A 25,919-nucleotide genomic window follows, 5' to 3' on the forward strand; every position below is an offset into this window, starting at 1 on the left:
ATTCCTTACAGCGCTTTGATTTTTGCCCACACGCTGTCATCAACGGTGATGCCGTTGCGGCGGTTCTCTTCCAGCAGACGGGAAAACTCATGACCGGGCAGACGGACCGGCACGTTTTCGTCGGCACGTTCGGCGCTGGTGATGTAATCCATGATGCGTTGCAGCTTGGCGTCGCGGGTGTCTCCGTCGATCAGCTTGTCCACTTCGATAGCGATAAAGACTTGCGAAATGTTGAATTCGTCACTGTTGTCTTCAGTTACTGCAGCAACGGAAGCGCCATCGGAGAGCAGGGTGGCGATCATGTCCAGCACAATGGAGAGGCCTGAACCTTTCCAGTAGCCCATCGGCAGAATACGGCGGTTTTTCTCGATGGGCGCCGGGTCTTTGGTCAGGTTGCCTTCGTCATCGAAGCCGCCGTCAACCGGCAGCTGGCGGCCCGCCAGACGGTTCACTTCCAGCATGCCGTAGGAGAACATCGACATCGACATGTCCACCATGGTGATCGGCGTCGACGGAATAGCGACGATCAGTGGGTTCGTCCCGATGCGGCACTCTTTGGCGCCCCACGGCGGCATCACGGCAATGGAGTTGGTCCAGCAGATACCGATGTAGCCTTTTTCCGCCGCCTGCCAGCCGTAGCTGCCGCCGCGCATCCAGTGGTTGGCGTTGCGCACAGCAACCAGGCCAATACCGTGGTCAGAAGCCAGTTCAATGGCCCGGTCCATCATTTTTTTCGCCGTCAGGTTACCGATTGAACGCTGGGCATCCCACTGCTCAATTGCCCCCAATGAAGCGGTACGTTTTGGCAGGGCCTCCGGGATGATATCGCCGTTTTCCAGCTGCTGAATAAAGCGCGGGAAACGGTTTACGCCGTGTGAGTAGACCCCTGACTCGGTGGTGCGAGCGAACATTTCTGCACAGGCATCGGCAGTTTCAGCCGCCACGCCGCGTGCCAGCAGGACACGGGTAAACTCATTTTTAAGGTCAGAAAAACTCAATAACATACGTTTTCTCCATTACATCTTATGTTTCACATAGTGGAATGTGATTCCACTAAATAGTGTCCGGTTGCAAAAACACGCCGGCAGGACCGGTGCGTGTCGGTGTGATTCTGGTTTATCCCTGAAGGCGGGATGGGGTGAAGGTCACCCGGTACAGCGATGTCGTCGCCGTAATAAAAAGCGCATTCCCGTCGGGGCCACCAAAGGTGCAGTTAGAGACGCGCTCGGGGACCGCAATGGTGTCCAGTAATTCGCCTGCGGCGGAGAAAATCAAAATCCCCGTCTCGCAGCTGCAGTAAATATTCCCGTCCTGGTCGACGCAGAATCCGTCCGGAATACCCGGTTTGACCTGGGTGACGACGTGGGAAAATAGCGCGTTATCGCCTTCAAGACGGTAAGCACGAATTTCCCGGCGACCCTGGCTCGGAAAATCAATAACCGACATATCTGCCACGTATAGCCATTTATCATCTGGCGAAAAGGCCAGCCCGTTGGGGCGCTGGGTATCGCTGATGGCAATAGCGACCTGGTGACGCGCTTCATCAAAGCGATAGACGTAGCAGCCAATGACCTGACTGGCGGCGCGATAGCCCTCTTCGTCACTGACGATGCCGTAGGGCGGATCGGTAAACCAAATCGACCCGTCCTGGCGCACCGCGATATCGTTAGGGGAGTTAAAACGCAGCCCATCGACTTTATCCACCAGTAGGGTGTGATTGCCAGCGGCGTCGGTGCGGCTGATCCCGCGCCGACCGTGCTCGCAGGTTAACAAGCGCCCTTGTAAGTCCCGCGCGTTGCCGTTGGCAAAGTGGGATTCGGCACGAAACACGCTGACGCCATTTTGCCCATCCCAACGGAACATTCTGTTGCCTTTCACATCGCTGAAAATCAGGCACTGCTGGTCTGCCAGCCACACCGGGCCTTCCGCCCAGATCGCCGGTGAGCACAGGCGTTCAATACTTCCCGTGACGACTAACATTTCACTTCACGCCCCAGATGGCTTTGTAGCGATCGCGATAATGGTTGTCCGGGTCGAATTCGTTGTTCTGGCCGCCATCGGCGGCGATGTTCTCTTTGGTTACCAGATGCGCCGGGGTGACATAACCAGACGGCGCTTTGCCCGCGAAGGCGCGGTTAAATTCATCCAGCAGCTGCCAGCCGTGCAGTTTCAACGGTTCTGGTACGGTTGCGATCTGCGCTTTGCCTTCACGCACGCGCTGGTAGGCGGTGACGGAACCGTCGCCAGCGGAGATGTTGTACGGTGGTTTATCTCCGCTGCCTTTGCCCGCGGTTTGCAGGGCAGGGGCCATAAAGTCGAAGTACAGGTCGTTAATCGCCAGCGAGTATTCGAATTTATCGCCATATTTTTGGATCAGGCTGTAGGTCATGCCCGGCATGCGGTTGGAGGTATCGGCCAGCGGGGTATCGATAAACTCCACCACCTGGCAACCGCTGCACTGCTCAATCACCTTCTTCATCGCGTTGGCTTTATCCAGCGCGATTTGGTACAGCGAGTCGGTGAAAATCAGCACCCTGGCGGTGCCGTTGGATTTCGCCACCGCATACAGCGCCGCCATACGCGAGACTTCATTCGAGTCGGAGGTCACGTTGTAGAAAATGTTGTAAGCCGGAACCGGGCCAGGCGCGGGAACCGCGTGCCATGCGGTCAGCACGATGCCCTCTTTCACGGCTTTTTTCAGCGGAATTTTGGCGACGTTCGGGTTCCAGCCGCCAATGACGATACCGTCCGGTTTACGGGCGATCGCCTGGTTTAGCGCCGCCAGTTGATCTTTCACCGAACCTGCACCATCCAGTACATCCAGCTGCCAGCCTGCGGCTTTCACCGCTTCCTCCAGCCCTTCTTTAACGCCCAGCACGCCGCCGTTTTTCATGTCCGAGGCGATGAAAATGATCTTCTTATTCGGCTGCAGCGCCGGACCTTGGGTTGGGCCGTCCCATGTGGTGACTGGTGCGGTCGCTTTGGCAATCGCCGTTTTCGCTTGCTGAACAAAGGCATCGTCGGCGAGGCTGAAACCACTTGCCATCATCAACCCGGCAGCCAGACAGCACTGAACTATTTTTTTATTCATTTTCAGTTCCTTACGCGAGAGTCATTGGGTAACGGAGGAGCCTGATGCTGGCGATTGTGCCCGCTGCACCAGTTTTTTATTTAATGCCCGACGGCGTTGGGCGTAGCCTGCCAGGGTAATCGACAGCAGCAGCGTCGCGCCGTTAAACAGTGGTTCGACCCAAAACGCACCGCCGAACTGCTGGATACCCGCAATCCCTATCGCCAGCACCGCAATACCGACCACCGTGCCCCAGACGTTCACCCGGCCAGGACGAATGGTGGTGCTGCCAAGGAAGGCACCCACCAGAGCCGGGAGCAGATAATCCATTCCGACGCTGGCCTGGCCCACACCCTGCTCGGCGGCGATGATCACCCCGGTAAAGCCGGTTAAGGTGCTGGAAGTCATAAATGCCCCGATGATGTAACGATTAACGGAAATGCCGTTGAGCGCTGCGGCGACGGGGTTGCCGCCCACCGCATACATGCAGCGACCAATCGGGGTATGTTCGGTGATGATCCACAGCACCACGGCGGCAAAAAGGACGTAGAAGGCCACCACCGGAATGCCGAACAGGTCGGAGTGATGCAGGGCGATAAAGGCGTCCGGTAAGTCCCCGACGATCTGCCGGCCGCCAGAGTGCCAGAGCGCGATGGCGTACAGCACCGTGCCAGAACCCAGGGTCGCAACAAAGCTGTCGATATCCGCCAGCGCCACCAGAATACCGTTCAGCAAACCGTAGAGCGCAGAGAGCACCAGCACGATCGCCACAGCGACGGGCCAGGAGAAACCATATTCAACCTGTAAAGTAATGGCGAGGATGTGCCAGAGCACGATGCCGAAGCCGACGTTCAGGTCGATTTTGCCAACAATCATCGGGATGGTTGCTGCCAGCGCCAGCAGGGCAATTTTCGATTTGCTATCGAGAATGGCCTGCAGCGTCAAAAGGGAAGCAAACGAAGGCGTTGTCAGTGAAAAAACGATAACCAGCACCACGCAGATCGCGGGTAAACCGTAACGCGTGGTCAATTGTCCAAGCCAGGTAGCCGCACCGTGTTCATGAAGTGATACGCGTGATTCCAGGGCCGTCGATTTCATTGATGTTTTAGCCATAACGCACTCCGACTTAATGTATGGTGCCGCTGCCTGATGCCAGCTCAAGCAATCTGGCAAAGGTGACATCCTGGTTGAGAAGTTCGCCGACGATCTGCCCGCGGTTAAACACCAATGCCCGGTTACAGATGTGCGCTACCTCTTCCAGGTCGTTGGAGATGACCAGAATGGCAACGCCGTTTTGCAGCGCCTGATTGAGTAAATCGTAAATTTCTGCGCGTGCGCCTACATCAACGCCAGCAGAAGGATCTTCCAGGATGAGCAGCGGGGCATTGAGCGAGAGCCAGCGTGCCATGACTACTTTTTGCTGGTTGCCGCCCGACAGCGCACTGATTTCAATATTTATCTGCGCAGGGCGCACGTCGAACTGGCGGATTTTCTCCCAGCTCAGCGGCGCTTCGCTTTTTTCGTTATAGCGGGAAAACAGCGCATGGCCGTGTTTACAAGGGTTCATAAACAGGTTTTCACGCACCATCATGCCCGGAATCAGGCTTTCATGAAGACGGTCGCCGGCGACAAAAGAGATGCCTGCGGACATTGCTTCCCCTGGTGTTGTCGCCGTAAACGGCACGCCACTTAACGTGATTTGTCCACTCTCCTGCGGCCTGCAGGCAAACAGTAAACGTCCAATCTCTTCCTGACCGGCGCCCCGCAGACCGGCGAGTGCCACCATCTCACCGGCACGCAGCTCAAAGGAGACCGGCCCGGTATCGCCCACTTTGACGTTGTCCATTTTCAACAGCACCGGCGCGCTGGCATCGGGTAAGGCCTGACGCCGATCGCCGCCGAGGCTTTCGCCCACAATCAGTTCGACCAGACCACGCAGGCTATAGCGAGCGATATCGCCGCCCCCGGCGTAGCAGCCGTCGCGCATCGCGCAAACGGTATCCGCCATCTCCATCACCTCATCCAGGCGGTGGGTGATGTAAATCATGCCAACCTGCTTCTCGCGCAGGATGTTCATCACGCGGAACAGGTGGCGGACATCGTCGGCAGGCAGCGAGGCTGTCGGTTCATCGAGCACCAGCACCGAGGCGTCAACTGCCACCGCGCGGGCAATCGCCAGCAGGGATTTTTCGGTGCGGGAAAGGTCAAACACGCGGTCATCCGGGTCGAGCTGAATGCCGATATCTTCCAGCGCTTTTTGCGCCTGGCGTTTGGTGGCCGCCCAGTCAATCAGGCCGAAGCGACGGGGGAAACCCATCACCAGCGCCATGTTTTCGGCGACGGTCATCCACTCTACCAGGCCTAAATCCTGATGAATAAAGGCGATAGGCTGTTCGTTACCCTGACGTAACGCGGCGGCGGAATCCACCGGCTGACCGCGAAACAGGATCTCGCCACCATCGCGGGAATAGACGCCCGCCAGCACCTTAATCAGCGTCGATTTACCGGCACCGTTTTCTCCCAGCAGTGCCACAACCTGGCCCGGATAAATATCCAGACTGACGTTATTGACTGCCACATTTCCACCAAAGCGCTTGATAATGTGGCGCATGGATAACAACGGAGACAACACTGCTGCTTCTGCCATTTAAGGTGACCTCCCGCCGTGTGGGAAAGAACGTTTTGCACGCTATAAATTTCACTATGCGAAATCTGATTTCAAATATATCGATCATGATTTCACAAAGCAATCGAAGAGGTTGTTTTTGAAATTCAATAAAATCAGTCAATTACAAAATTTCTGTTCAGATCGTGAAGTGAAACACACTTTGCGCTACCATCAGTGCGGGTCGAAAAGGGGAGCTGACGCGATGGACACAAAAGAGAGAGAAATGACGCAAGACAAAGAAAGGCCTGCGGGAAGCCAGAGCCTGTTCCGCGGGTTGATGCTGATTGAAATCCTCAGTAACTATCCGAACGGTTGCCCGCTGGCGCACCTTTCGGAGCTGGCGGGTCTGAACAAAAGCACCGTCCATCGCCTGTTGCAGGGGCTACAATCCTGCGGCTATGTGACGCCCGCACCCGCTGCCGGTAGCTATCGGCTGACCACCAAGTTCATTGCGGTGGGGCAAAAGGCGCTCTCCTCGCTGAATATCATCCACGTTGCCGCGCCGCACCTCGAGACGTTGAACCTGGTTACCGGCGAAACGGTGAACTTCTCCAGTCGGGAAGATGACCACGCCATCCTGATTTACAAGCTGGAACCCACCACCGGGATGCTGCGCACGCGGGCCTATATCGGCCAGCATATGCCGCTGTACTGCTCGGCGATGGGCAAGATCTACATGGCCTTTGGGCACCCTGACTATGTCGAGAACTACTGGGACACTCACCAGGATATTATTCAACCACTGACCCGAAATACCATCACCGGGCTGCCCGCAATGCATGATGAGCTGGCGCAGATCCGCGAGCGCAATATGGCGATGGACCGGGAAGAGAACGAACTAGGCGTCTCCTGTCTGGCGGTCCCGGTGTTTGATATCCATCGTCGGGTGCCTTATGCAATTTCTATCTCCCTGTCGACCTCGCGCCTGAAGCAGGTGGGCGAAAAGAACTTGCTGAAACCGCTGCGCGATACCGCAGAGGCGATTTCACGTGAGCTGGGTTTTGCCGTACGGGAAAGCTAAGGCAGATGACCAAATTCCGCTGACGTAACGGAAAAAAAACCGCTGACTCCATTCAGGATCAAGGCGCGCAGGAGGATATTTCTGGCACGCTGCCGTTTTATCCCCAATGGAGCAGTGGATGAACCGTTTTATCATCGCCGATGCGCAGAAGTGTATTGGCTGCCGTACCTGTGAAGTGGCCTGCGTGGTCTCCCATCAGCACGACCAAAGTTGTTCGACGGTTTCTGCGACTCAGTTTGCGCCACGCATTCGCGTGGTGAAAAGCGATGCGCTGTCTACGGCCACCCTGTGCCGGCAATGTGAAGACGCCCCCTGTGCCAATGTCTGTCCGGTTGAGGCTATCCAGCGCGACCGTGGGGTCTGGCGCGTCGACCAGCGGCGCTGTATCGGCTGTAAAAGCTGTATGGTGGCCTGCCCGTACGGGGCGATGAGCGTGATGATGACCGGGGAAGGGGTGCAGGCGCTGAAATGCGATTTATGCAGCCACACCGACGAAGGCCCGGCCTGCGTGGCGGCCTGTCCGACCCAGGCGCTGCGCTGCATGGAACCGATCGAGCTGGAAAGACTTAGCGCCGAGCGTCGCCAGCGCATGGCGCTGGCGATGTAGCGATGATGCTTGCGGCGTGTTCCCCGGAAGCGGCGCTGGCGCGCCTCTCCGGGCTACGGGTTGGCCGATGGCGATGAGCCGGTTACGCGGCGCCCTGTTCACTCCAGGCGCGCTCAATCTCTTCGGCGAGGATTTTCACTCCCGCTTCGATTTTTTCCGGGTCCGGTACGTAGTTCATACGCATACATTGATGGGTGTGCGGCCAGGGTTTATCCAGCCCCGGGAAGAAGTAATCGCCCGGCACCATCAGCACGCCACGCTTTTTCAAACGCTGATACAGCAGCTCGGTGGAGATCGGCAGATCTTTAAACCACAGCCAAAGGAAAATCGCCCCTTCCGGCTTATGGATCAGGCAGCGTTCTTCGGAAAGATAGCGGCGAATGGTGGCGATCGTCTCCTGTACGCGCTGGTAATAGAACGGCTTAATCACCGTTTCTGACAGCCGCAGCAGGTCATGGCGTTTGATCATTTCACACATCATCGCCGGGCCCATTCCGCCTGGTGCCAGGCTGATAATCCCGTTCATATTGCTGATGGCGGTGATGATCTTTTCATTGGCGATGATGATGCCGCAGCGGCTGCCCGGCAGCCCCAGTTTTGACAGGCTCATGCACAGCACGATATTGGGGTTCCACAGCGGTCTGGCATCGCTGAAGATAATGCCCGGGAACGGCACGCCATAGGCGTTATCAATGACCAGCGGCACTCCGTGCTGATGGGCCAGCGCATCGAGCTTAATCAGCTCTTCATCGGTGATGACGTTGCCGGTGGGGTTGGTCGGGCGAGAGACGCAAATCATGCCGGTCTCTTCGGTTATCTGCAGGTGCTCGAAATCAACGTGGTATTTAAACTGGCCTTCCGGCAGCAGTTCGATATTCGGCCTGGTGGCAACAAACAGATCCTCTTCGAGGCCCGAGTCAGCGTAGCCGATATACTCCGGCGTCAGCGGGAACAGGACTTTACGGGTGGTGCCATCCGCACGGCGCCCGGCAAAGAGGTTAAATAAGTAGAAAAATGCACTCTGACTGCCATTTGTTAGTGCAATATTCTGTGGTTCAATCTCCCAGCCCAGTTCGTCCCGCAGCATCTCCGCCAGCAGAGTCAGCAGCTCGCTTTTCCCCTGCGGGCCGTCGTAATTGCAAAGCGCATCAAGGGCTTTGCCGTTGCTCAGCATATCGGCCAGCAGATTGTTGAAGTAGTCGTTCATCTCTGGGATCTGTGCGGGATTGCCGCCGCCCAGCATGATGGCACCTGGCGTGCGCAGGCCGTCATTGAGGTCTTCCATCAAGCGGGTAATGCCCGAATGACGGGTGAATTTGTCGCCGAAAAGTGAAAATGTCATCGCGGATAATCTATCGGTCTTCCTGGAAAGTGGGTAACCATAACGCCAGCGTTAGCGCGGTGCAAATCGGCAGGAGTGACAAAGATATTGTGATTATTCTTTTATTGTTTTGTTTTACAGTTATTTGTTCTGTTAAGGCTCCGCCGGGAACGGAGGAGCCTTCAGAAGGCGGGTTAGCGCTGGCCTGCCCACACCACCATGACTTTGTCATCGCCGCTTTCGCGGGTGAAGCCGTAGCCCTGCGGCATCGAGAGCGTGGTCTGTTTACCCATGCCAATCGCCGGGTGGCGGGCGCGGAACTGGCCGAGCTTCTGCCAGTGGCTGACGCTGAGGGCGGCTTTACCCTCGACATCCTGCCAGTTCATATCGGAACGGGTTCCCTGCAGCGGATCGGATCCGGTAGGGCCAAACGGCCTGGCAGATTCATCGCCGTAGAAGATCTGTACCGCTCCTGGCGCCAGTAGCAGCAGCTCCGCCGCCGACGAGCCGCCTTCACGGAACAGGCGGGTATCGTGGGAGGAGAGGTAGCTCAGGACGTTAAAGGTCTGCAGTTTATCCGCCATCTGCTGCCAGGTCAGGTCAATCCCGGAGAGGCAGCCTGACGCCTTCGCCGCCTGGTCCTGATAGTCGAAGTTAATCATCGCATCAAAGCCGTGGCGGTAGTAATCGCTCTGCATCACGCCGTGGCCCCAGGCTTCGCCGGTCATCCAGAACGGGGCGTTATCCAGCGCTTTGTCCGGGTTGGCCTGTTTCCATTCCGCCAGCGCCGCGGTGGCCTGAGTTTTCAACTGTTGCCATGCGGCCTGTTCAACGTGCTTAGCGGTATCAACCCGGAAGCCGTCGATGCCATAGTCACGTACCCACTGACTCAGCCAGTGGGTCAGATAATCGCGCGGCGTGTAGCCGGGGATCGCTTTTGCCGCAGTGTCCGGCTTCTGTTGATAGAAGTTTGGCAGCCCGGAGGCGGTGGTCGATTCGGTTTTCAGGTCCGGCAGGAAGGCCAACGACATGGTCAGATCGTCAAAGCCGGGGTTGTCGTAGTCGCCAATATCGGTGCGGATCCACTTTTTCCCCCACCATTTTTCCCAGCCGGCTTTATCGCTGAAGTTGATGTAGTCGTTAAAGCTGTGCCAGCTCTGGCCAGGACCGGGTTTCCAGTCGGTCCAGTGTTGCCCAAGCGTCTTTTTCAGCTCGTCGCCTTGCAGGTACAGGGAGCCGAATTTGAACTCCTGCATGTCGGCAAGCGTGGCGTAGCCGATATGGTTCATCACCACGTCGAACAGAATGCGAATACCGCGTTTGTGGGCCTCATCGACCAGGCGGCGTAAATCTGCCTCGGTGCCCATGTTGGCATCCAGCTTAGTCCAGTCCTGGGCGTAGTAGCCGTGATAAGCGTAATGGGGGAAATCGCCCTTGGTTCCGCCGCCGACCCAGCCGTGTATTTGCTCCAGCGGCGAGCTTATCCACAGCGCGTTAACGCCTAATGTTTTCAGATAATCCAGTTTACTGGTTAGCCCCTGCAGGTCGCCACCGTGGAAGGTGCCAATTTCCTGCATGCCGTCTTTGTGGCGCCCGTAGCTGTTGTCGTTCGCCGGATTGCCGTTTACAAAGCGATCGGTCAGGACAAAATAGACGGTGGCGTTATGCCAGTTGAAAGGGGCATCGGCGGCGGTTTTTGCCTGCTCGAGCAGCAGTAAGCCGTTGCTGTTAGGGGCCGGCTGCAGGGTGATTTTGCCGCCGCTGACCGTGGCGATGTTGCCGCTGTAGAAATCACGGACCTGGCTGCCTTCGGCAAAGGTTTTGCTGACATCCAGCGTCAGCGGCTTGCCGTCCCATTTAGGGCACTGGCGCAGCGGCGTGGCCGATGCCGTCGCCGGCTCTTTTTCCTCCAGCGAGATCATCAGCGTCGGCGTACCTGAACGGGTGTCCACCGCCAGGGTGTACAGACCTTCGCGGAATACCCGCCACTGTGCAGGGGTCCCGTGGCAGGGTTCCATCGACAGCATCTGGTTGAGTTTTATGGCTCCGGCGGGCTGCCAGCACTGTTGGTCAAAATTAATCTGCAAAGGACGTGTACCCTTCGCCACCTCATTTTGACTGATAAATCGGCCGCTGCCCTCTTCGGTGAAGGCAGGAAAATCAGTGGTGGTCCAGGCGGCGAACGCCATCCCAGGCAACAACAACGATGCAAGCGCAGCGAGTTTCATTCCGGAGTCCTGTGAGCGGTTTTTGTCTAGTGTGCCCGGCAAATTCAGGGATGAACTCATCCCGTAGAGGCTTTTGCAGGGATGACGAAAAGGGGTGAGTGACAGAGGTCAAAAAATAGACAAAAAATGAGACGGCGCTAGCATTTTCGTACCCTCGTAACGGCACCGAAACCGATTTCAGATGACAGCATTTAGGAATTGGACTATTTCTGTTAGTGCTCTCACTGGGTATTTTTGATACTATTCGCGACTCAATTAACGTTTTTTTGCGTAAAACAAGGTGTTGGAATGATTAAATCCGACCAGGAGATCTAATGATATCGATTCCCATGCGACGATATGGGGCGGCGATACTCATGTTACTTACCTGCATATTTTCAGGTAGTGTGTTGGCAACAACCCACACAGCAACAACGAGTCATAAAGCCTCAAAAGTTACAAAAAGTAGTCAAGTTAAGGTAAGCAGTAAACAAGAGTATTCTCGCAATAGTGTAAAGAGCAGTTCACTTCCTGATTTGCGAAAATACCCTTCCGGGACACCAAGGAAAAAAGCGTTTCTCCGGACGGTAATGCCTTATATTACTAAACAAAATCAGGTGATTACCGCCGATCGCAACTGGCTTGTTACTAAGCAGTACGACTCGCGCTGGTCACCGACAGAGCGTTCACGCCTGAAGGACATTGCGTCACGCTATAAAGTGAAATGGTCTGGTAATACCCGACACATTCCATGGAACACGCTGATGGAACGCGTTGATATCATTCCGAACAGTATGGTCGCGACGATGGCGGCAGCGGAAAGCGGTTGGGGCACGTCCAAACTGGCGCGTGTGAACAACAACCTGTTTGGTATGAAATGCGGCGGCGGTAACTGCCAGGGTGCCATGAAAGGCTATTCGCAGTTTGATTCTGTAGAGCAGTCGGTTCAGGCTTACGTGACTAACCTGAACACGCACCCGGCGTACAAATCCTTCCGCAAATCCCGCGCGCAGCTGCGTAAAACGGATCAGGAAGTGACGGCCAGCACCATGATTCATAAGCTGAAGGGCTATTCGACCAAAGGGTCGAGCTACAACAACTATCTCTTCGCGATGTATCAGGACAATCAGCGCTTAATCGCTGCTCATATGTAATTGAAAATGCCCGGTGCGTAAGCCCGGGCATTTTTGTTTCTGCACTTTTCCTTGCGACTGCCCTACATCATCACTTCACTGTGCCGGTCCCGGTACTCCTTCGGCGTGACGTCGTACTCTTTCTTAAATACCGAATAGAAATATTGCAGTGACGGATAGCCGCACATCTGTGAGATTTCGTTAATCGACAGCGTGGTGGAGACCAGCAGGCTGCGGGCCTTTTCTAACTTCTCGCTATGAATGATGCTGTGAATCGTATCGCCCACCTCCTCTTTAAAGCGCTTCTCGAGGTTGGAGCGGGAGATGCCGACAGCATCCAGTACCTGTTCGACCTTAATGCCTTTGCAGGCGTTATTGCGGATGTAGTGCATTGCCTGAATAACCGAGGGATCGCTCAATGAGCGATAGTCCGTTGAACGGCGCTCTACGACCCGCATGGGCGCAACCAGCCGGCGCTGAAGCGGCAGCGGCTCATTATCCAGCAGGCGATGCAGCAGTTTTGCCGCCTGGTAGCCCATCTGGCGGGTTCCCTGGGCCACTGAGGAGAGCGCGACGCGCGACAGGTAACGGGTCAGCTCTTCGTTATCAATCCCAATAACGCACAGCTTCTCTGGTACCGGAATATGCAGCAGTTCGCAGGCTTGTAACACATGGCGGGCCCGGGCGTCGGTCACCGCGATAATGCCGGTTTGCGGGGGCAGCGTCTGTAGCCAGTCGGCCAGGCGGTTCTGGGCGTGCTGCCAGTTTTCCGGTGCGGTCTCCAGCCCCTGATAGACCACACCGCGATATTTCTCTTTCGCGACCAGCTGACAGAACGCATGCTCGCGCTCCACCGCCCAGCGCTTGCCGCTGGAGGTCGGCAGGCCGTAGAACGCGAAACGCTGCACGCCTTTTTCTTTCAAATGCAGAAAGGCGCTCTCAACCAGCGCGGCGTTATCCGTCGCGATATAGTGCACCGGAGGATAGTCGTCGGGATGGTGATAGGATCCGCCTACGCCGATAATCGGGACCTCGACCCCCGCGAGCAGTTTTTCAATTTCCGGATCGTCATAATCGGCAATAACGCCGTCGCCCAACCACTCCCTGATGTTCTCAATTCGCGCCCGAAAATCCTCTTCAATGAAGATGTCCCATTCCTGTTGCGATGCCTGTAAATATTCACCAACCCCTTCGACAACCTGCCGGTCATAGGCTTTGTTGGCATTGAACAGCAGCGTAATACGGTGGCGCTTTGCAAACATAGTGTTGTTCCCTGGTCTCTCTGACTGGCCATACAATACCGGCCAATGCCCGAATCATGACAAGCGTCTTATGCGCAAATCTGGTGGTAGCGCAAAAAATTCGGGCATTATTTTCTTAACGGGCCTATCCGCGACGTTTAGTTGCTGAATCCATCCATACCGCCAGCAACAAAATGGCGCCTTTGACGATGTACTGCCAGAAGGTCGCGACGTCCATCATGCTCATGCCGTTATCCAGCGCCGACATAATAAAGGCCCCCATGACCGCCCCGGCGACGCTCCCGACGCCGCCAGCCAGGCTGGTACCGCCGATCACGCAGGCGGCGATGGCGTCCAGTTCGGCAATGTTTCCGGCGGAAGGTGAGCCGGCCCCCAGACGTGAGCTCAGAATCAGACCGGCGATAGCCACCATCAGGCCATTGATAGCAAAGACGGCCAGTTTGGTGCGCTCGACGCTGATACCGGACAGACGAGCGGCCTCCAGGTTACCGCCAATGGCGTAGATCCGGCGGCCAAACGCGGTGCGGGTCGCCATAAACATGCCCGCCAGCAGCAGGGCCGCCAGAATCAGCACCGGCGTCGGGACGCCGCGATAATCGTTTAATAACCAGATGGCGCCTAACACGATAACCGCGGTAATGCTCTGACGCGCCACCGTTGAGGTGGGGGCCGGCGTGGTTAACCCCAGCGACTGGCGACGCAGGCGACCGCGCCACTGCCAGACAATAAAGGCTGCCATGCCAACCACCCCGATACCGAAGCCCAGGCCATCGGGCAGATAGCTTTGGCCAATTTGCGACATCGCCGGGCTGGTGGGGGAGACGGTGGTGCCGTTGGTGATACCGATCAGAATACCGCGGAACGCCAGCATCCCGGCGAGGGTCACGATAAACGACGGGACTTTGCGATAGGCAACCCACCAACCGTTCCAGGCGCCCAGCAGCAGCCCCATGACCAGCGTGACCACGATGGTCAGCGGCAGCGGCCAGCCAAGCCAGACGTCAAAAATCGCTGCCGCACCGCCGAGCAAGCCCATCATGGAGCCCACGGAGAGGTCGATCTCCGCCGAAATAATCACGAAGACCATGCCGACCGCCAGAATCCCGGTGATCGCCGTCTGCCGTAGCAGGTTGGAAATATTACGTGCGCTTAAATAGGCGCCTTCGGTGGCCCAGGTGAAGAACAGCATGATCACCACAATCGCGGCGAGCATGACGAAAACCTGTAGGTTCAGTCCCTTGAGTCCAGGCAGACCAGCAGGGGCGGGCGGGATAACTTTAATCTCAGACGACGTGTTTTTCGACATGGGGTTCGCTCCTCAGCGCGGCTTCCATCACCTGTTCCTGGGTCAGATCGTGGTTGACTAAATTGGCTTTCAGCTTGCCTTCATGCATCACCAGCACCCGATCGCTTAACCCCAGCACCTCGGGGAGTTCGGATGAGATGACAATAACGGCGATACCTTGCTGCACCAGTTGATTAATCAGTTTGTAGATTTCGTATTTCGCGCCGATATCGATGCCGCGGGTTGGCTCATCGAGGATCAGGATGCGTGGGTTCAGCAACAGGCAGCGGGCCAGAATCGCTTTCTGCTGGTTTCCGCCGCTCAGACGGCCGATGGCCAGCTCCGACGAGGAAGTTTTGATTTTCAGCCGCTGGATGGATTGCTGAATGCAGTGCTGTTCGGCGGCATCATCCAGGCTGCTCAGCGGGCCGGTAAACTGGTCTAACGCCGCCAGGGTGATGTTCTTCCCGACCGCCATTACCGGAACGATGCCATCTTTCTTGCGATCCTCCGGCACCATGGCAATACCGTGGGCGATGGCCTGCTGGCAGTGGTGAATGGCAACCTGTTGCCCGTCAATGAAAATGTCTCCCTGCCAGCGCCCCGGCCAGACGCCAAACAGGCATTGCACGGCCTCGGTGCGCCCGGCACCGACCAGCCCGGCAATGCCAAGAATTTCGCCTTTATGCAGAGAGAAGGAAACATCGTTGACCCGCTTGATGTGGCGATTCACCGGGTGCCATGCGGTTAAATGCTCGACGCGTAGAATTTCGTCGCCGCGCTCGTGTGGTTCGTTGGGGTAAAGGGCGGTGAGTTCGCGGCCCACCATCATGGTGATCACGTCATCTTCATTCATACCGCTGGCGTCACGGGTGCCAATATGCTGACCGTCGCGAATGACGCAGATGGTGTCGGAGATGGCCTTCACCTCATTCAGCTTGTGGGAGATATAAATACAGGCGATCCCGTGAGCCTGGAGATCGCGAATGATATTCAGCAGAATCGCCGTTTCCTGCTCGGTTAATGACGCCGTCGGTTCATCGAGGATTAATAAGCGGACCTGCTTATTGAGCGCTTTAGCAATTTCAACCAGTTGCTGTTGACCAAGGCCTAAATCGCCGACGCGGGTATCAGGTGAAATGGCTAAATTAACCTGGGCCAGCAGTTTCTGACAGCGCAGGGTCATGGTTTCATAATCGAGAAAACCATGGCGGGATATTTCCGCACCAAGAAAAATATTCTCCAGGACGCTCAGGTGTTTCACCAGCGCGAGTTCCTGATGAATAATGGCAATCCCTTTGCGTTCGGTGTCACGAATATGGTGAGGGGTGATCGTTTCACCGGCAAAAACAATCTCCCCCTGATAGCTACCGTGGGGATAAATGCCGCACAAGACTTTCATCAGGGTGGATTTACCCGAGCCATTTTCACCACATAAAGAGACAATTTCCCCGGCATTGAGCCGCAAGCTGATATTATCCAGCGCTTTGACGGTGCCGAAGGATTTGGTGATGTTTTTCATTTCGAGTAACCAGGACATAGATGCTCCGCATAAGCGATATCCGGCTGGACAGAAATAACGCCCCGGCAGGGGCGTCGGGGGTTATAATTCGCTTTTTTTGTGGAACCCGTCTTTAATCACCGTTTGTTCGATGTTGTCTTTATTCACTTCAACCGGGGTTAACAGCCGGGCCGGGACATCTTTCAGCCCGTTATTCAGCGTGGTATCGGCCTTCGGTTGCTTATCGTTGCCTAACTCAACGGCAATCTCCGCCGCGGTTGTGGCCAGGGTCGTGATCGGTTTGTAGACGGTCATCGTCTGGGTACCGGCAATGATACGTTTCACGCCGGCAAGGTCGGCATCCTGACCGGATATCGCCACTTTGCCTGCCAGGCCCTGGGCGCTTAATGCCTGAATGGCGCCGCCGGCGGTGGCGTCATTAGACGCGACGACCGCATCAATTTTGTTATTGTTGGCGGTGAGCGCATTTTCCATAATTTTCAGCGCATTTTCCGGTAGCCAGCCGTCAACCCACTGGTCGCCGACAATTTTAATTTTGCCTTCATCGATATACGGCTTGAGGACTTTCATCTGCCCGGCACGGAACAGTTTGGCGTTGTTATCGACCGGAGATCCGCCCATCAGGAAATAATTCCCCTGCGGGGTTTTATCCACCAGGCTCTGGGCCTGCATTTCGCCGACTTTTTCGTTATCAAATGAAATATAGAAATCGATATCGGCGTTGTTGATCAGGCGGTCGTAAGCCAGGACTTTAATCCCTTCCTGTTTCGCTTCTTTAATAACATTACTTAATACCTGACCGTTGTAGGGAATAATAACCAGAACATCAACGCCGCGGTTTATCATATTTTCGATTTGCGACATTTGTGTTTCTTCATTACCATTGGCGGACTGCACAAATACTTTCGCACCTAATGATTCGGCTTTGTTGACAAAAATATCACGATCTTTCTGCCAACGTTCAAGACGGAGATCGTCAATGGCCATGCCAATCTTAACTTCTTTAGCAATACCCGCCATGCTGGTGAGCAGGAGTGAAGCACAGAGCGTGAGGCAAAGGTTCTTTATCTTCATAATAATAACGCCTTTTTTGTAGGGTGCAGGATAAGACGAACGGGGTAAAGAAACGGCCTGATACTTAGTAGATTCTTAACAGCCAGAGGACTGCTGGCAATTATCTGTGCTTATTTTGCGGTTACGAAATTTCGTTTGTTTGCTGATTTATGACCACGATCTTATTTTTAAAAATGATGGTTTGCGCTATATCATTGATATGACTCTGAAGAGAAAATGACGGCGCGATTATTAATATTGCGTTATGGGATCTGGCGCACGTTTGTGGATTCTCTCAATGGTGGTGTGAAATAACGTAATTGAGGAAAGTAAAACAGCGATTCTATATTGAGGTCAGACGAATTACCCGCCGCATCTCTGAATATGGAGTTCATTATGCAGACCTATTTCGATCAACTCGATCGCGTTCGTTATGAAGGCCCGAAGACCACTAACCCGCTGGCATTCCGTCACTACAACCCGGATGAGCTGGTGTTGGGCAAACGTATGGAAGAGCATCTGCGGTTTGCCGCCTGCTACTGGCACACGTTCTGCTGGAACGGGGCCGATATGTTTGGCGTGGGCTCTTTTAACCGTCCGTGGCAGCAGCCGGGCGATGCGCTGGAAATGGCCAAACGTAAAGCCGATGTCGCCTTTGAGTTTTTCCACAAGCTGAACGTCCCCTATTACTGCTTCCACGATGTTGACGTCTCTCCGGAAGGCGCCTCGCTGAAAGAGTACCTGGAGAATTTCTCCCGGATGGTGGATGTGCTGGCGGCGAAGCAGGAACAAAGCGGCGTGAAGCTGCTGTGGGGCACGGCAAACTGCTTCACTAACCCGCGCTACGGTGCCGGGGCAGCGACTAATCCGGATCCGGAAGTCTTCAGCTGGGCGGCGACTCAGGTCGTGACCGCCATGGATGCGACCCACAAACTGGGCGGGGAAAACTATGTCCTGTGGGGCGGTCGTGAAGGTTACGAAACCCTGCTGAATACCGACCTGCGCCAGGAACGTGAGCAAATTGGTCGTTTCATGCAGCTGGTGGTTGAACACAAACATAAAATCGGTTTCCAGGGCACGCTGCTGATTGAACCTAAACCGCAGGAGCCGACCAAGCATCAGTACGATTACGATGCCTCTACCGTCTACGGCTTCCTTAAGCAGTTCGGCCTGGAAAAAGAGATCAAGCTGAATATTGAAGCTAACCACGCAACCCTGGCCGGCCATTCGTTCCACCACGAAATTGCCACCGCCATTGCGCTGGGGCTGTTCGGTTCCGTTGACGCTAACCGCGGCGACCCGCAGCTGGGCTGGGACACCGACCAGTTCCCGAACAGCGTGGAAGAGAATGCGTTGGTGATGTATGAAATCCTGAAAGCGGGCGGCTTTACCACCGGTGGGCTGAACTTTGATGCCAAAGTGCGTCGCCAGAGTACCGACAAATACGATCTGTTCTATGGTCATATTGGGGCGATGGATACCATGGCACTGTCGCTGAAAGTGGCGGCGCGTATGATTGAAGAGGGCGAGCTGGATAAGCGCGTCGCGAAACGCTACGCCGGCTGGAACGGCGATCTGGGCCAGCAAATCCTGTCCGGGAAAATGACCCTGACGGAGATCGCCCAGTACGCGGCGCAGCATAATCTGGCGCCGCAGCATCAGAGCGGCCATCAGGAACAGCTGGAGAATCTGGTTAACTATTATCTCTTTGATAAGTAATGATGACGCCCGGCTCTGCCGGGCGTTGCACTCGCATGCATGCACGCGCCACGGTTAGCCGTGGCGCGCGGTTAAGGAGAGTCCGTATGTACATCGGGATTGATTTAGGCACCTCGGGCGTGAAGGCCATTCTGCTCAATGAGCAGGGTGAGCTCCTGGCGTCGCACACCGCGCCCCTCAACGTATCGCGCCCACACCCGCTGTGGTCTGAACAAGACCCCGAGCACTGGTGGCAGGCGACAGACTGCGCCATGCAGGCGTTGGGCGCACAGCACGCTCTGCACGACGTCAAAGCCATCGGTATCGCCGGACAGATGCACGGTGCCACGTTGCTGGATAAACAGCAGCGGGTCCTGCGTCCGGCGATTCTGTGGAATGATGGTCGTAGCGGAGACGAGTGTGCCGAGCTGGAACAGGCCGTGGGGCGCTCGCGGCAGATTACCGGCAACCTGATGATGCCGGGCTTCACCGCGCCGAAATTACTCTGGGTTCAGCACCATGAACCTGAGGTTTTCCGTCAAGTTGATAAAGTTCTGTTGCCGAAAGATTACCTCCGTCTGCGGATGACCGGCGATTATGCCAGTGATATGTCTGATGCCGCCGGTACCCTGTGGATGGATGTCGAAAAACGCGACTGGAGCGACGAGATGCTCGCCGCCTGCGGCCTGAGTCGCGATAACATGCCCGCGCTGTTCGAGGGCTGTGAAGTGACGGGTACGCTGCGTGCCGAGGTCGCTCAGGCCTGGAATATGCCGCAGGCGTTGGTGGTGGCTGGTGGGGGCGATAACGCAGCCGGTGCGGTCGGCGTGGGGATGGCGGATGCGGGCCAGGCCATGCTCTCCCTGGGAACCTCCGGGGTCTATTTTGCGGTTAGCAACGGCTTTCTTAGCAAGCCTGAAAGCGCGGTGCACAGTTTTTGCCACGCCCTGCCGGGTCGCTGGCATTTGATGTCGGTGATGCTGAGTGCCGCTTCCTGCCTGGATTGGGCCGCAAAACTGACCGGCCTCGGCACGGTGCCTGCGTTGATAGCCGCGGCGGAATCGGCGAATGAGAATAGCGATACGGTCTGGTTTTTACCCTATCTCTCCGGTGAACGCACGCCGCACAACAACCCGCACGCCAAAGGCGTCTTTTTTGGTCTGACCCATCAGCACGGCCCGGCGGAACTGGCACGTGCGGTGCTGGAAGGGGTGGGTTATGCGCTGGCGGACGGCATGGATGTGGTACATGCCTGCGGCGTGAAACCGGAGCGTATTACCCTGATTGGCGGCGGAGCGCGCAGCCCCTGGTGGCGGCAGATGCTGGCGGATATCAGCGGCCAGCAGCTTGATTTTCGCACCGGCGGTGACGTCGGGCCAGCCCTTGGCGCCGCTCGCCTGGCGCAGCTGGCGCTGCATAAAGGTGTGGCGTTCTCCGACCTGCTGCCGCAATTGCCGCTGGAACAGGCGCACCGACCCGACGCTGAGCGTTTTGCCCGCTATGCGCCGCGCCGGGAAACCTTCCGGCAGATTTATCAACAGCTGCTGCCGCTGATGTCGTCATAATTCTGGGGAATTAGGTGACCAGACGTCGGGTATCCAGACGCTGTAGCAGTATCGACAGCAGCAGGCTGCCCGACAACGCCGCACCAAACACCCACAAAATATCCAGCAGCGGCCAGCGCGTTAGCGTCAGACCGCTGGCCCGTAGCGCATGGATAAGCAACGCATGAAAGCCGTAGATCCCCAGCGAGTGGCGGGCAATCAGGGCCAGCAAAGGGATCTTGCGCTGATTCAGCGTATTTTTCACTAGCGTAAACAGGGCTATCGCGCAGATAAACACCGCCGGTCCGCAGTATAAATACCAGGTATCGCCGAAGTCGCCCCGCCACGACAGCTCGTGCAGGGTCCCGCGTGAAATCACCCAGATCGCCGTGGCAACAAGCCCGGCGCACAGCAGCGTGAGCCATTTTTTCTCCGTCTCCATCATGCCTATTGCCCGGCCCAGCACGCCATACAGGACGTAGTAAAACGTATCGCCGTTGATGTAGAGGTTGAGCGGCAGCCATTCGATGCCGCCGGCTTTGATCGACACCATGTTGGGGTTCGCCAGCAGGCCGATGACCAGCATCAGGGCCAGCAACATTTTGGCTGACACCTGTTTCACCTGCAGCAGCGGAGAAAGCAGGTAAATGACAATGATCGCGAAGAAGAACCACAGGTGGTAGAACACCGGCTTTTGCAGCAGATTCTTCAGCGACAGTAGTACGTTGATATGGGTGAACAAGGTGATGTAGAGCAGCGACAGCGCGCTATAGAACAGTACACACAGGACGATGCGCAGGAAATGCCGCGGCTGGGCGCTGCGTTCGCCGAAAAACAGATAGCCTGACATCATGAAAAACAGCGGGACGCTGGCCCGGGACGCGGAGTTAAGCAGGTTAGCGATATCCCAGTCCAGCAGGTTAATCGCATGGGGATGGGTGATGTACCAGGTGGTGCTGTGGATCATCACCACCATCATGCATGCAATACCGCGCAAATGTGTAATCCAGCGTATTTTTTCCTGCATCAGTGCCTCAGTTGCTCCTGCTTAAAGAGAGTCTGACTTCCCTTACCGGAGGGTGTCGCAATGGAATATTCCGAGTTTCCCGCAATACTCTTGTCGGGATGTGGAGAGATTCGCACAATGGTCCGGTGATTTCACGTAGCCTGCAAGATAACAATTTGCTAACAACACGGTTGGGAAAAATGGTGATGAAATATTTATTTTCTGGTCTGTTCGTGCTCCTGCTCGCGGGCTGCAGCCAGTCGCCAGCTCAGCCGGTGCAAAAAGCGCAGCGTGCGCGTATTACGCCGCAAATTACCCTTAATATGGAGCAACTGTGCAAGGATCAGGCCGCAAAACGCTATAGTACCGGAACCAGAATGGTTGACGTCAGCCGTTTTGAGCAGTTCCAGGGGAGCTACGAGCTCTCAGGCCTGACCTCGAAGAATGAGCACTTTATCTGTTCTTTTGACCCAGACGGGCAGTTTTTACATCTTTCTATGCGTTAAATCGGGCTTTGATGCCCCATGATGGCGCTAATTTCCGCAATTTTGTTTAAACAACACCGTTTCGTACTGTATATCTCGCATCCAGCGGGTATACTGATCCCTTCCTTTAAATCCACACGTATCCAGCACGAAATAATATGCAAAAGTTTGATACCAGGACCTTCCAGGGCCTGATCCTGACCTTACAGGATTACTGGGCTCGTCAGGGCTGCACCATTGTTCAACCACTGGACATGGAAGTCGGCGCCGGCACCTCTCACCCGATGACCTGCCTGCGTGCGCTAGGGCCGGAGCCGATGGCGACCGCCTATGTGCAGCCTTCCCGCCGTCCGACCGACGGTCGCTATGGCGAAAACCCGAACCGCTTACAGCACTATTACCAGTTCCAGGTGGTCATTAAGCCATCGCCGGACAACATTCAGGAGCTGTACCTTGGGTCTTTGAAAGAGCTGGGTATGGATCCGACCATTCATGACATTCGCTTCGTGGAAGACAACTGGGAAAACCCGACGCTGGGTGCCTGGGGTCTGGGCTGGGAAGTGTGGCTGAACGGCATGGAAGTGACGCAGTTCACTTACTTCCAGCAGGTGGGTGGCCTGGAATGCAAACCGGTTACCGGTGAGATCACCTACGGTCTGGAACGTCTGGCAATGTACATTCAGGGCGTAGACAGCGTTTATGACCTGGTCTGGAGCGACGGCCCGCTGGGTAAAACTACCTACGGCGACGTGTTCCATCAGAACGAAGTCGAGCAATCGACCTACAACTTTGAATACGCGGATGTCGACTTCCTGTTCTCCTGCTTCGAGCAGTATGAGAAAGAAGCACAGCAGCTGCTGGCGCTGGAAAACCCGCTGCCGCTGCCTGCCTACGAGCGTATTCTGAAGGCCGCCCATAGCTTCAACCTGCTGGATGCACGTAAAGCCATTTCCGTCACCGAGCGTCAGCGCTATATCCTGCGCATTCGCACCCTGACCAAAGCAGTGGCGGAAGCCTACTACGCTTCCCGTGAAGCCCTCGGCTTCCCGATGTGCAACAAAAATAAATAAGAGGCGGCCATGTCTGATAAAACTTTCCTGGTGGAAATCGGCACCGAAGAGCTGCCACCAAAAGCCCTGCGCAGCCTGGCTGAATCCTTTGCTGCGAATGTTACCGCGGAACTGGATGCTGCTGGCCTCGCCCACGGCGCCGTTGAATGGTTTGCTGCACCGCGTCGTCTGGCGCTGAAAGTGGCTAACCTGGCCGCGTCTCAGCCGGATCGTGAAGTTGAAAAACGCGGCCCGGCAGTCTCTGCGGCGTTTGATGCAGAAGGCAAACCGAGCAAAGCGGCCGAAGGCTGGGCGCGTGGTTGCGGGATCACCGTCGACCAGGCCGAGCGTCTGGCTACCGATAAAGGTGAATGGCTGTTGTATCGTGCGCATGTGACGGGCGAAAGCGCCGAAGCGCTGCTGCCAAACATGGTAGTAACCTCACTCGCGAAACTGCCGATCCCGAAACTGATGCGTTGGGGCGACTCTGACGTCCACTTCGTTCGTCCGGTCCACACCGTGACGCTGCTGCTGGGTGATAAAGTGATCCCGGCAACGATTCTGGGTATCGCGTCTGACCGCGTGATTCGTGGTCACCGCTTTATGGGCGAACCGGAATTCACCATCGACAATGCCGATCAGTATCCGCAGATTCTGCTGGAGCGCGGCAAAGTGGTGGCGGATTACGCAACGCGTAAAGCGATGATTAAAGCCGACGCAGAAGCCGCGGCGCAGAAGATTGGCGGTAAAGCCGATCTCAGCGAAAGCCTGCTGGAAGAGGTCACCTCGCTGGTCGAGTGGCCGGTAGTCCTGACGGCGAAATTCGAAGAAAAATTCCTCGCGGTACCGTCTGAAGCGCTGGTATACACCATGAAAGGTGACCAGAAGTACTTCCCGGTGTACGCCGAGGACGGCAAACTGCTGCCGAACTTTATCTTCGTGGCTAACATCGAATCTAAAGACCCGCAGCAGATCATCTCCGGTAACGAGAAGGTGGTTCGTCCGCGTCTGGCGGATGCGGAGTTCTTCTTCAACACCGACCGTAAAAAGCGTCTGGAAGATCATCTGCCGCGTCTGCAGACCGTGCTGTTCCAGCAGCAACTGGGCACGCTGCGCGACAAAACCGACCGTATTCAGGCCCTGGCGGGCTGGATTGCCGGTCAGATCGGCGCAGATGTTAACCACGCGACCCGTGCGGGCCTGCTGTCGAAGTGCGACCTGATGACCAATATGGTCTTCGAGTTCACCGATACGCAGGGCGTCATGGGGATGCACTACGCACGCCATGACGGCGAAGCCGAAGACGTTGCCGTCGCGCTGAACGAGCAGTACCAGCCGCGCTTTGCCGGTGATGATCTGCCGTCCAACCCGGTTGCCTGTGCGGTGGCGATTGCCGACAAGATGGACACTCTGGCAGGTATCTTTGGTATCGGTCAGCATCCGAAAGGCGATAAAGACCCGTTTGCGCTGCGTCGTGCCGCGCTGGGCGTGCTGCGCATCATCGTTGAGAAGAACCTGAATCTGGATCTGCAGACGCTGACGGAAGAAGCGGTGCGTCTGTACGGCGACAAGCTGACCAACGCGAAGGTTGTTGATGATGTTATCGACTTCATGCTCGGTCGTTTCCGCGCCTGGTATCAGGATGAAGGCTACACCGTTGACACCATTCAGGCGGTACTGGCGCGTCGTCCGACCCGTCCGGCAGATTTCGATGCCCGTATGAAGGCGGTCTCACACTTCCGCACTCTGGAAGCGTCATCTGCACTGGCTGCGGCCAACAAGCGTGTTTCCAACATCCTGGCGAAGTCCGATGAAGTGCTGAACGACATCGTTCACGCCTCGGTGCTGAAGGAACCTGCTGAGATGAACCTCGCCAGAAACCTGGTCGTACTGCGCGATAAGCTGCAGCCGTACTTTGCCGAAGGTCGTTATCAGGAAGCGCTGATCGAACTGGCTGCTCTGCGTGAGCCGGTGGATGAGTTCTTTGAGAACGTGATGGTGAATGCCGAAGATAAAGACGTGCGTATCAACCGTCTGACGCTGCTGTCGAAGCTGCGCGATCTGTTCCTGCAGGTTGCGGATATCTCTCTGCTGCAGTAACGGTTCGTCTGCATAATAAAAAACCTGCCCGATGGCAGGTTTTTTTATGCGCTAAGCGATGTATTCGCTCATCGAAAGGGCGTTCGGCCCTTCTGTTTTACTGCAGATTACCTGCAGTCAGGTTCTCTTTATCAAACGCGTGGCTGACGTTGATACGATTCTGATGCACTGAGGTATCAATGTTTGAACCGGCTTCCGGCTGTGCAGGTTGACGCTCTGCGGCCATCACGCCAGAGGAAAGTGAAGCAGCCAGCAACAGGGCGGTGATCACGCTGATATTTTTCATTCTGTATTCCTTCTTCATCGTGTTGTCGTTGTCGCCTGTCTGGTTCACGTCCGGCGGCCCGGCAAAAATGGGGACGACTTATTTAGTCAGTTCGGCAGTCATATGCACGCGGTTGTTAAACTGGGCGCTGGTGATTTTGTATGACGCACCTTGTTCAGCTGCCTGAGCGGCAATTTTCGCTTCTGCGCGGTCCAGCGTGGAGGCGGTGGTGCTGATACTCTGGGCAAATGCACCGAAGGACATCAGTGAGAGAGCGGAAACTACAGCTAAAGTTTTGATAGATTTCATGGTCATATTCCTTAAGTGATTTTGTGTGGAAGAGCGCGTTGTTGCTCTGATGTGATAAATAATAGAGCGAAAAGTGATTGATTAAAATTGGAACAATTTGCGCATCTCATTCAAAAAAATAGAATGATAATTGAGCGATAAAAATCAAGCGATATTGTGAGTGTTTTGCGTCTGCTGGCGGGGGAGAGTCGATTGGCCTGAAAGCGGTTGTTGGAAAATTAATCTTGTCATGAGGGGGTGGGTATGGCTATCCTGTTCCCCGACGAATCCCTCGTCTCACTGAGAGCACACTGAAATGGACCAACACGCCTGCT

At 55.8% G+C, this 25,919-nt stretch carries 22 protein-coding genes; 8 read left to right on the forward strand and 14 right to left on the reverse strand.

The window, feature by feature from the left end; genetic code table 11:
* Positions 1–5 precede the first annotated feature (5 nt).
* The 5 genes from yiaK to ACMYSP_RS13480 all read right to left on the reverse strand — a co-directional run bounded on the left by yiaK (position 6) and on the right by ACMYSP_RS13480 (position 5,717).
* Positions 6–1,004 carry a 3-dehydro-L-gulonate 2-dehydrogenase gene (gene yiaK, locus ACMYSP_RS13460; RefSeq protein WP_434582567.1) on the reverse strand — a complete coding sequence of 333 codons (999 nt, stop codon included), beginning with the start codon at positions 1,002–1,004 and terminating at the stop codon, positions 6–8.
* A gap of 112 nt (positions 1,005–1,116) precedes the next feature.
* Complete coding sequence (locus ACMYSP_RS13465; protein WP_434582568.1) at positions 1,117–1,980, reverse strand: SMP-30/gluconolactonase/LRE family protein; 864 nt, start codon at positions 1,978–1,980, stop codon at positions 1,117–1,119.
* A 1-nt stretch (position 1,981) separates the two neighbouring features.
* Positions 1,982–3,049, reverse strand: a complete 1,068-nt coding sequence (locus tag ACMYSP_RS13470) for an ABC transporter substrate-binding protein (RefSeq protein ID WP_434587089.1) — start codon at positions 3,047–3,049, stop codon at positions 1,982–1,984.
* A gap of 63 nt (positions 3,050–3,112) precedes the next feature.
* Positions 3,113–4,183, reverse strand: a complete 1,071-nt coding sequence (locus ACMYSP_RS13475) for an ABC transporter permease (protein WP_044023579.1) — start codon at positions 4,181–4,183, stop codon at positions 3,113–3,115.
* Between the two features lie 13 nt (positions 4,184–4,196).
* Positions 4,197–5,717 (reverse strand): sugar ABC transporter ATP-binding protein, encoded by a 1,521-nt coding sequence (locus ACMYSP_RS13480; protein WP_064359696.1) that lies wholly within the window; start codon positions 5,715–5,717, stop codon positions 4,197–4,199.
* A gap of 223 nt (positions 5,718–5,940) precedes the next feature.
* Here ACMYSP_RS13480 and yiaJ point away from each other — a divergent pair, with 223 nt between their 5' ends.
* Together yiaJ and ACMYSP_RS13490 are read left to right on the forward strand one after the other, a co-directional pair.
* Positions 5,941–6,759 carry an IclR family transcriptional regulator YiaJ gene (yiaJ, locus tag ACMYSP_RS13485; RefSeq protein WP_434582569.1) on the forward strand — a complete coding sequence of 273 codons (819 nt, stop codon included), beginning with the start codon at positions 5,941–5,943 and terminating at the stop codon, positions 6,757–6,759.
* A 118-nt stretch (positions 6,760–6,877) separates the two neighbouring features.
* Positions 6,878–7,366 (forward strand): 4Fe-4S binding protein, encoded by a 489-nt coding sequence (locus tag ACMYSP_RS13490; RefSeq protein ID WP_434582570.1) that lies wholly within the window; start codon positions 6,878–6,880, stop codon positions 7,364–7,366.
* Positions 7,367–7,448: 82 nt separating this feature from the next.
* Here ACMYSP_RS13490 and avtA read toward each other — a convergent pair whose 3' ends face one another.
* Both avtA and ACMYSP_RS13500 read right to left on the reverse strand, forming a co-directional pair.
* Positions 7,449–8,708, reverse strand: a complete 1,260-nt coding sequence (avtA, locus tag ACMYSP_RS13495; RefSeq protein WP_434582571.1) for a valine--pyruvate transaminase — start codon at positions 8,706–8,708, stop codon at positions 7,449–7,451.
* A 173-nt stretch (positions 8,709–8,881) separates the two neighbouring features.
* A complete protein-coding gene (locus ACMYSP_RS13500) occupies positions 8,882–10,915 on the reverse strand; it encodes an alpha-amylase (RefSeq protein WP_434582572.1) in 2,034 nt (677 codons plus the stop codon).
* Positions 10,916–11,229: 314 nt separating this feature from the next.
* Here ACMYSP_RS13500 and ACMYSP_RS13505 point away from each other — a divergent pair, with 314 nt between their 5' ends.
* Positions 11,230–12,048 carry a protein bax gene (locus ACMYSP_RS13505; RefSeq protein ID WP_434582573.1) on the forward strand — a complete coding sequence of 273 codons (819 nt, stop codon included), beginning with the start codon at positions 11,230–11,232 and terminating at the stop codon, positions 12,046–12,048.
* Positions 12,049–12,110: 62 nt separating this feature from the next.
* Here the strand turns inward: ACMYSP_RS13505 and xylR are convergent, their stop codons facing one another.
* The 4 genes from xylR to xylF form a co-directional block, all read right to left on the reverse strand.
* Positions 12,111–13,289, reverse strand: a complete 1,179-nt coding sequence (gene xylR / locus ACMYSP_RS13510; protein WP_434582574.1) for a D-xylose utilization transcriptional activator XylR — start codon at positions 13,287–13,289, stop codon at positions 12,111–12,113.
* Between the two features lie 124 nt (positions 13,290–13,413).
* Positions 13,414–14,595 carry a xylose ABC transporter permease XylH gene (gene xylH / locus ACMYSP_RS13515; protein ID WP_434582575.1) on the reverse strand — a complete coding sequence of 394 codons (1,182 nt, stop codon included), beginning with the start codon at positions 14,593–14,595 and terminating at the stop codon, positions 13,414–13,416.
* A complete protein-coding gene (locus ACMYSP_RS13520) occupies positions 14,573–16,114 on the reverse strand; it encodes a xylose ABC transporter ATP-binding protein (protein WP_434582576.1) in 1,542 nt (513 codons plus the stop codon). The genes xylH and ACMYSP_RS13520 overlap by 23 nt, the downstream gene beginning before the upstream one ends.
* 63 nt (positions 16,115–16,177) lie before the next feature.
* Positions 16,178–17,170 carry a D-xylose ABC transporter substrate-binding protein gene (gene xylF, locus ACMYSP_RS13525; RefSeq protein WP_434582577.1) on the reverse strand — a complete coding sequence of 331 codons (993 nt, stop codon included), beginning with the start codon at positions 17,168–17,170 and terminating at the stop codon, positions 16,178–16,180.
* Between the two features lie 375 nt (positions 17,171–17,545).
* Here xylF and xylA point away from each other — a divergent pair, with 375 nt between their 5' ends.
* The gene (gene xylA / locus ACMYSP_RS13530) at positions 17,546–18,868 is read left to right on the forward strand and encodes a xylose isomerase (RefSeq protein ID WP_123757165.1); all 1,323 of its coding nucleotides are present in this window, start codon (positions 17,546–17,548) and stop codon (positions 18,866–18,868) included.
* An 86-nt stretch (positions 18,869–18,954) separates the two neighbouring features.
* A complete protein-coding gene (xylB, locus tag ACMYSP_RS13535; protein WP_434582578.1) occupies positions 18,955–20,412 on the forward strand; it encodes a xylulokinase in 1,458 nt (485 codons plus the stop codon).
* A 10-nt stretch (positions 20,413–20,422) separates the two neighbouring features.
* Here the strand turns inward: xylB and ACMYSP_RS13540 are convergent, their stop codons facing one another.
* Entirely contained in the window at positions 20,423–21,418 is a 996-nt protein-coding gene (locus ACMYSP_RS13540; protein WP_434582579.1) for an acyltransferase, read from the reverse strand.
* Between the two features lie 179 nt (positions 21,419–21,597).
* Between ACMYSP_RS13540 and ACMYSP_RS13545 the strand changes: the two genes are divergently transcribed.
* The 3 genes from ACMYSP_RS13545 to glyS all read left to right on the forward strand — a co-directional run bounded on the left by ACMYSP_RS13545 (position 21,598) and on the right by glyS (position 25,031).
* A complete protein-coding gene (locus ACMYSP_RS13545) occupies positions 21,598–21,903 on the forward strand; it encodes a YsaB family lipoprotein (RefSeq protein ID WP_434582580.1) in 306 nt (101 codons plus the stop codon).
* Between the two features lie 137 nt (positions 21,904–22,040).
* Positions 22,041–22,952 (forward strand): glycine--tRNA ligase subunit alpha, encoded by a 912-nt coding sequence (gene glyQ / locus ACMYSP_RS13550; protein WP_004126458.1) that lies wholly within the window; start codon positions 22,041–22,043, stop codon positions 22,950–22,952.
* A 9-nt stretch (positions 22,953–22,961) separates the two neighbouring features.
* Positions 22,962–25,031: a glycine--tRNA ligase subunit beta gene (glyS, locus tag ACMYSP_RS13555; RefSeq protein WP_434582581.1), complete on the forward strand. Its 2,070-nt coding sequence runs from the start codon at positions 22,962–22,964 to the stop codon at positions 25,029–25,031.
* A gap of 97 nt (positions 25,032–25,128) precedes the next feature.
* Here the strand turns inward: glyS and ACMYSP_RS13560 are convergent, their stop codons facing one another.
* Together ACMYSP_RS13560 and ACMYSP_RS13565 are read right to left on the reverse strand one after the other, a co-directional pair.
* Entirely contained in the window at positions 25,129–25,317 is a 189-nt protein-coding gene (locus ACMYSP_RS13560) for a hypothetical protein (RefSeq protein WP_434582582.1), read from the reverse strand.
* A gap of 78 nt (positions 25,318–25,395) precedes the next feature.
* Positions 25,396–25,605, reverse strand: a complete 210-nt coding sequence (locus ACMYSP_RS13565) for a YdgH/BhsA/McbA-like domain containing protein (RefSeq protein WP_123757170.1) — start codon at positions 25,603–25,605, stop codon at positions 25,396–25,398.
* Positions 25,606–25,919: the final 314 nt, after the last annotated feature.

The sequence above is a fragment of the Klebsiella sp. R390 genome (assembly GCF_051131745.1).
GTDB lineage: Bacteria > Pseudomonadota > Gammaproteobacteria > Enterobacterales > Enterobacteriaceae > Klebsiella.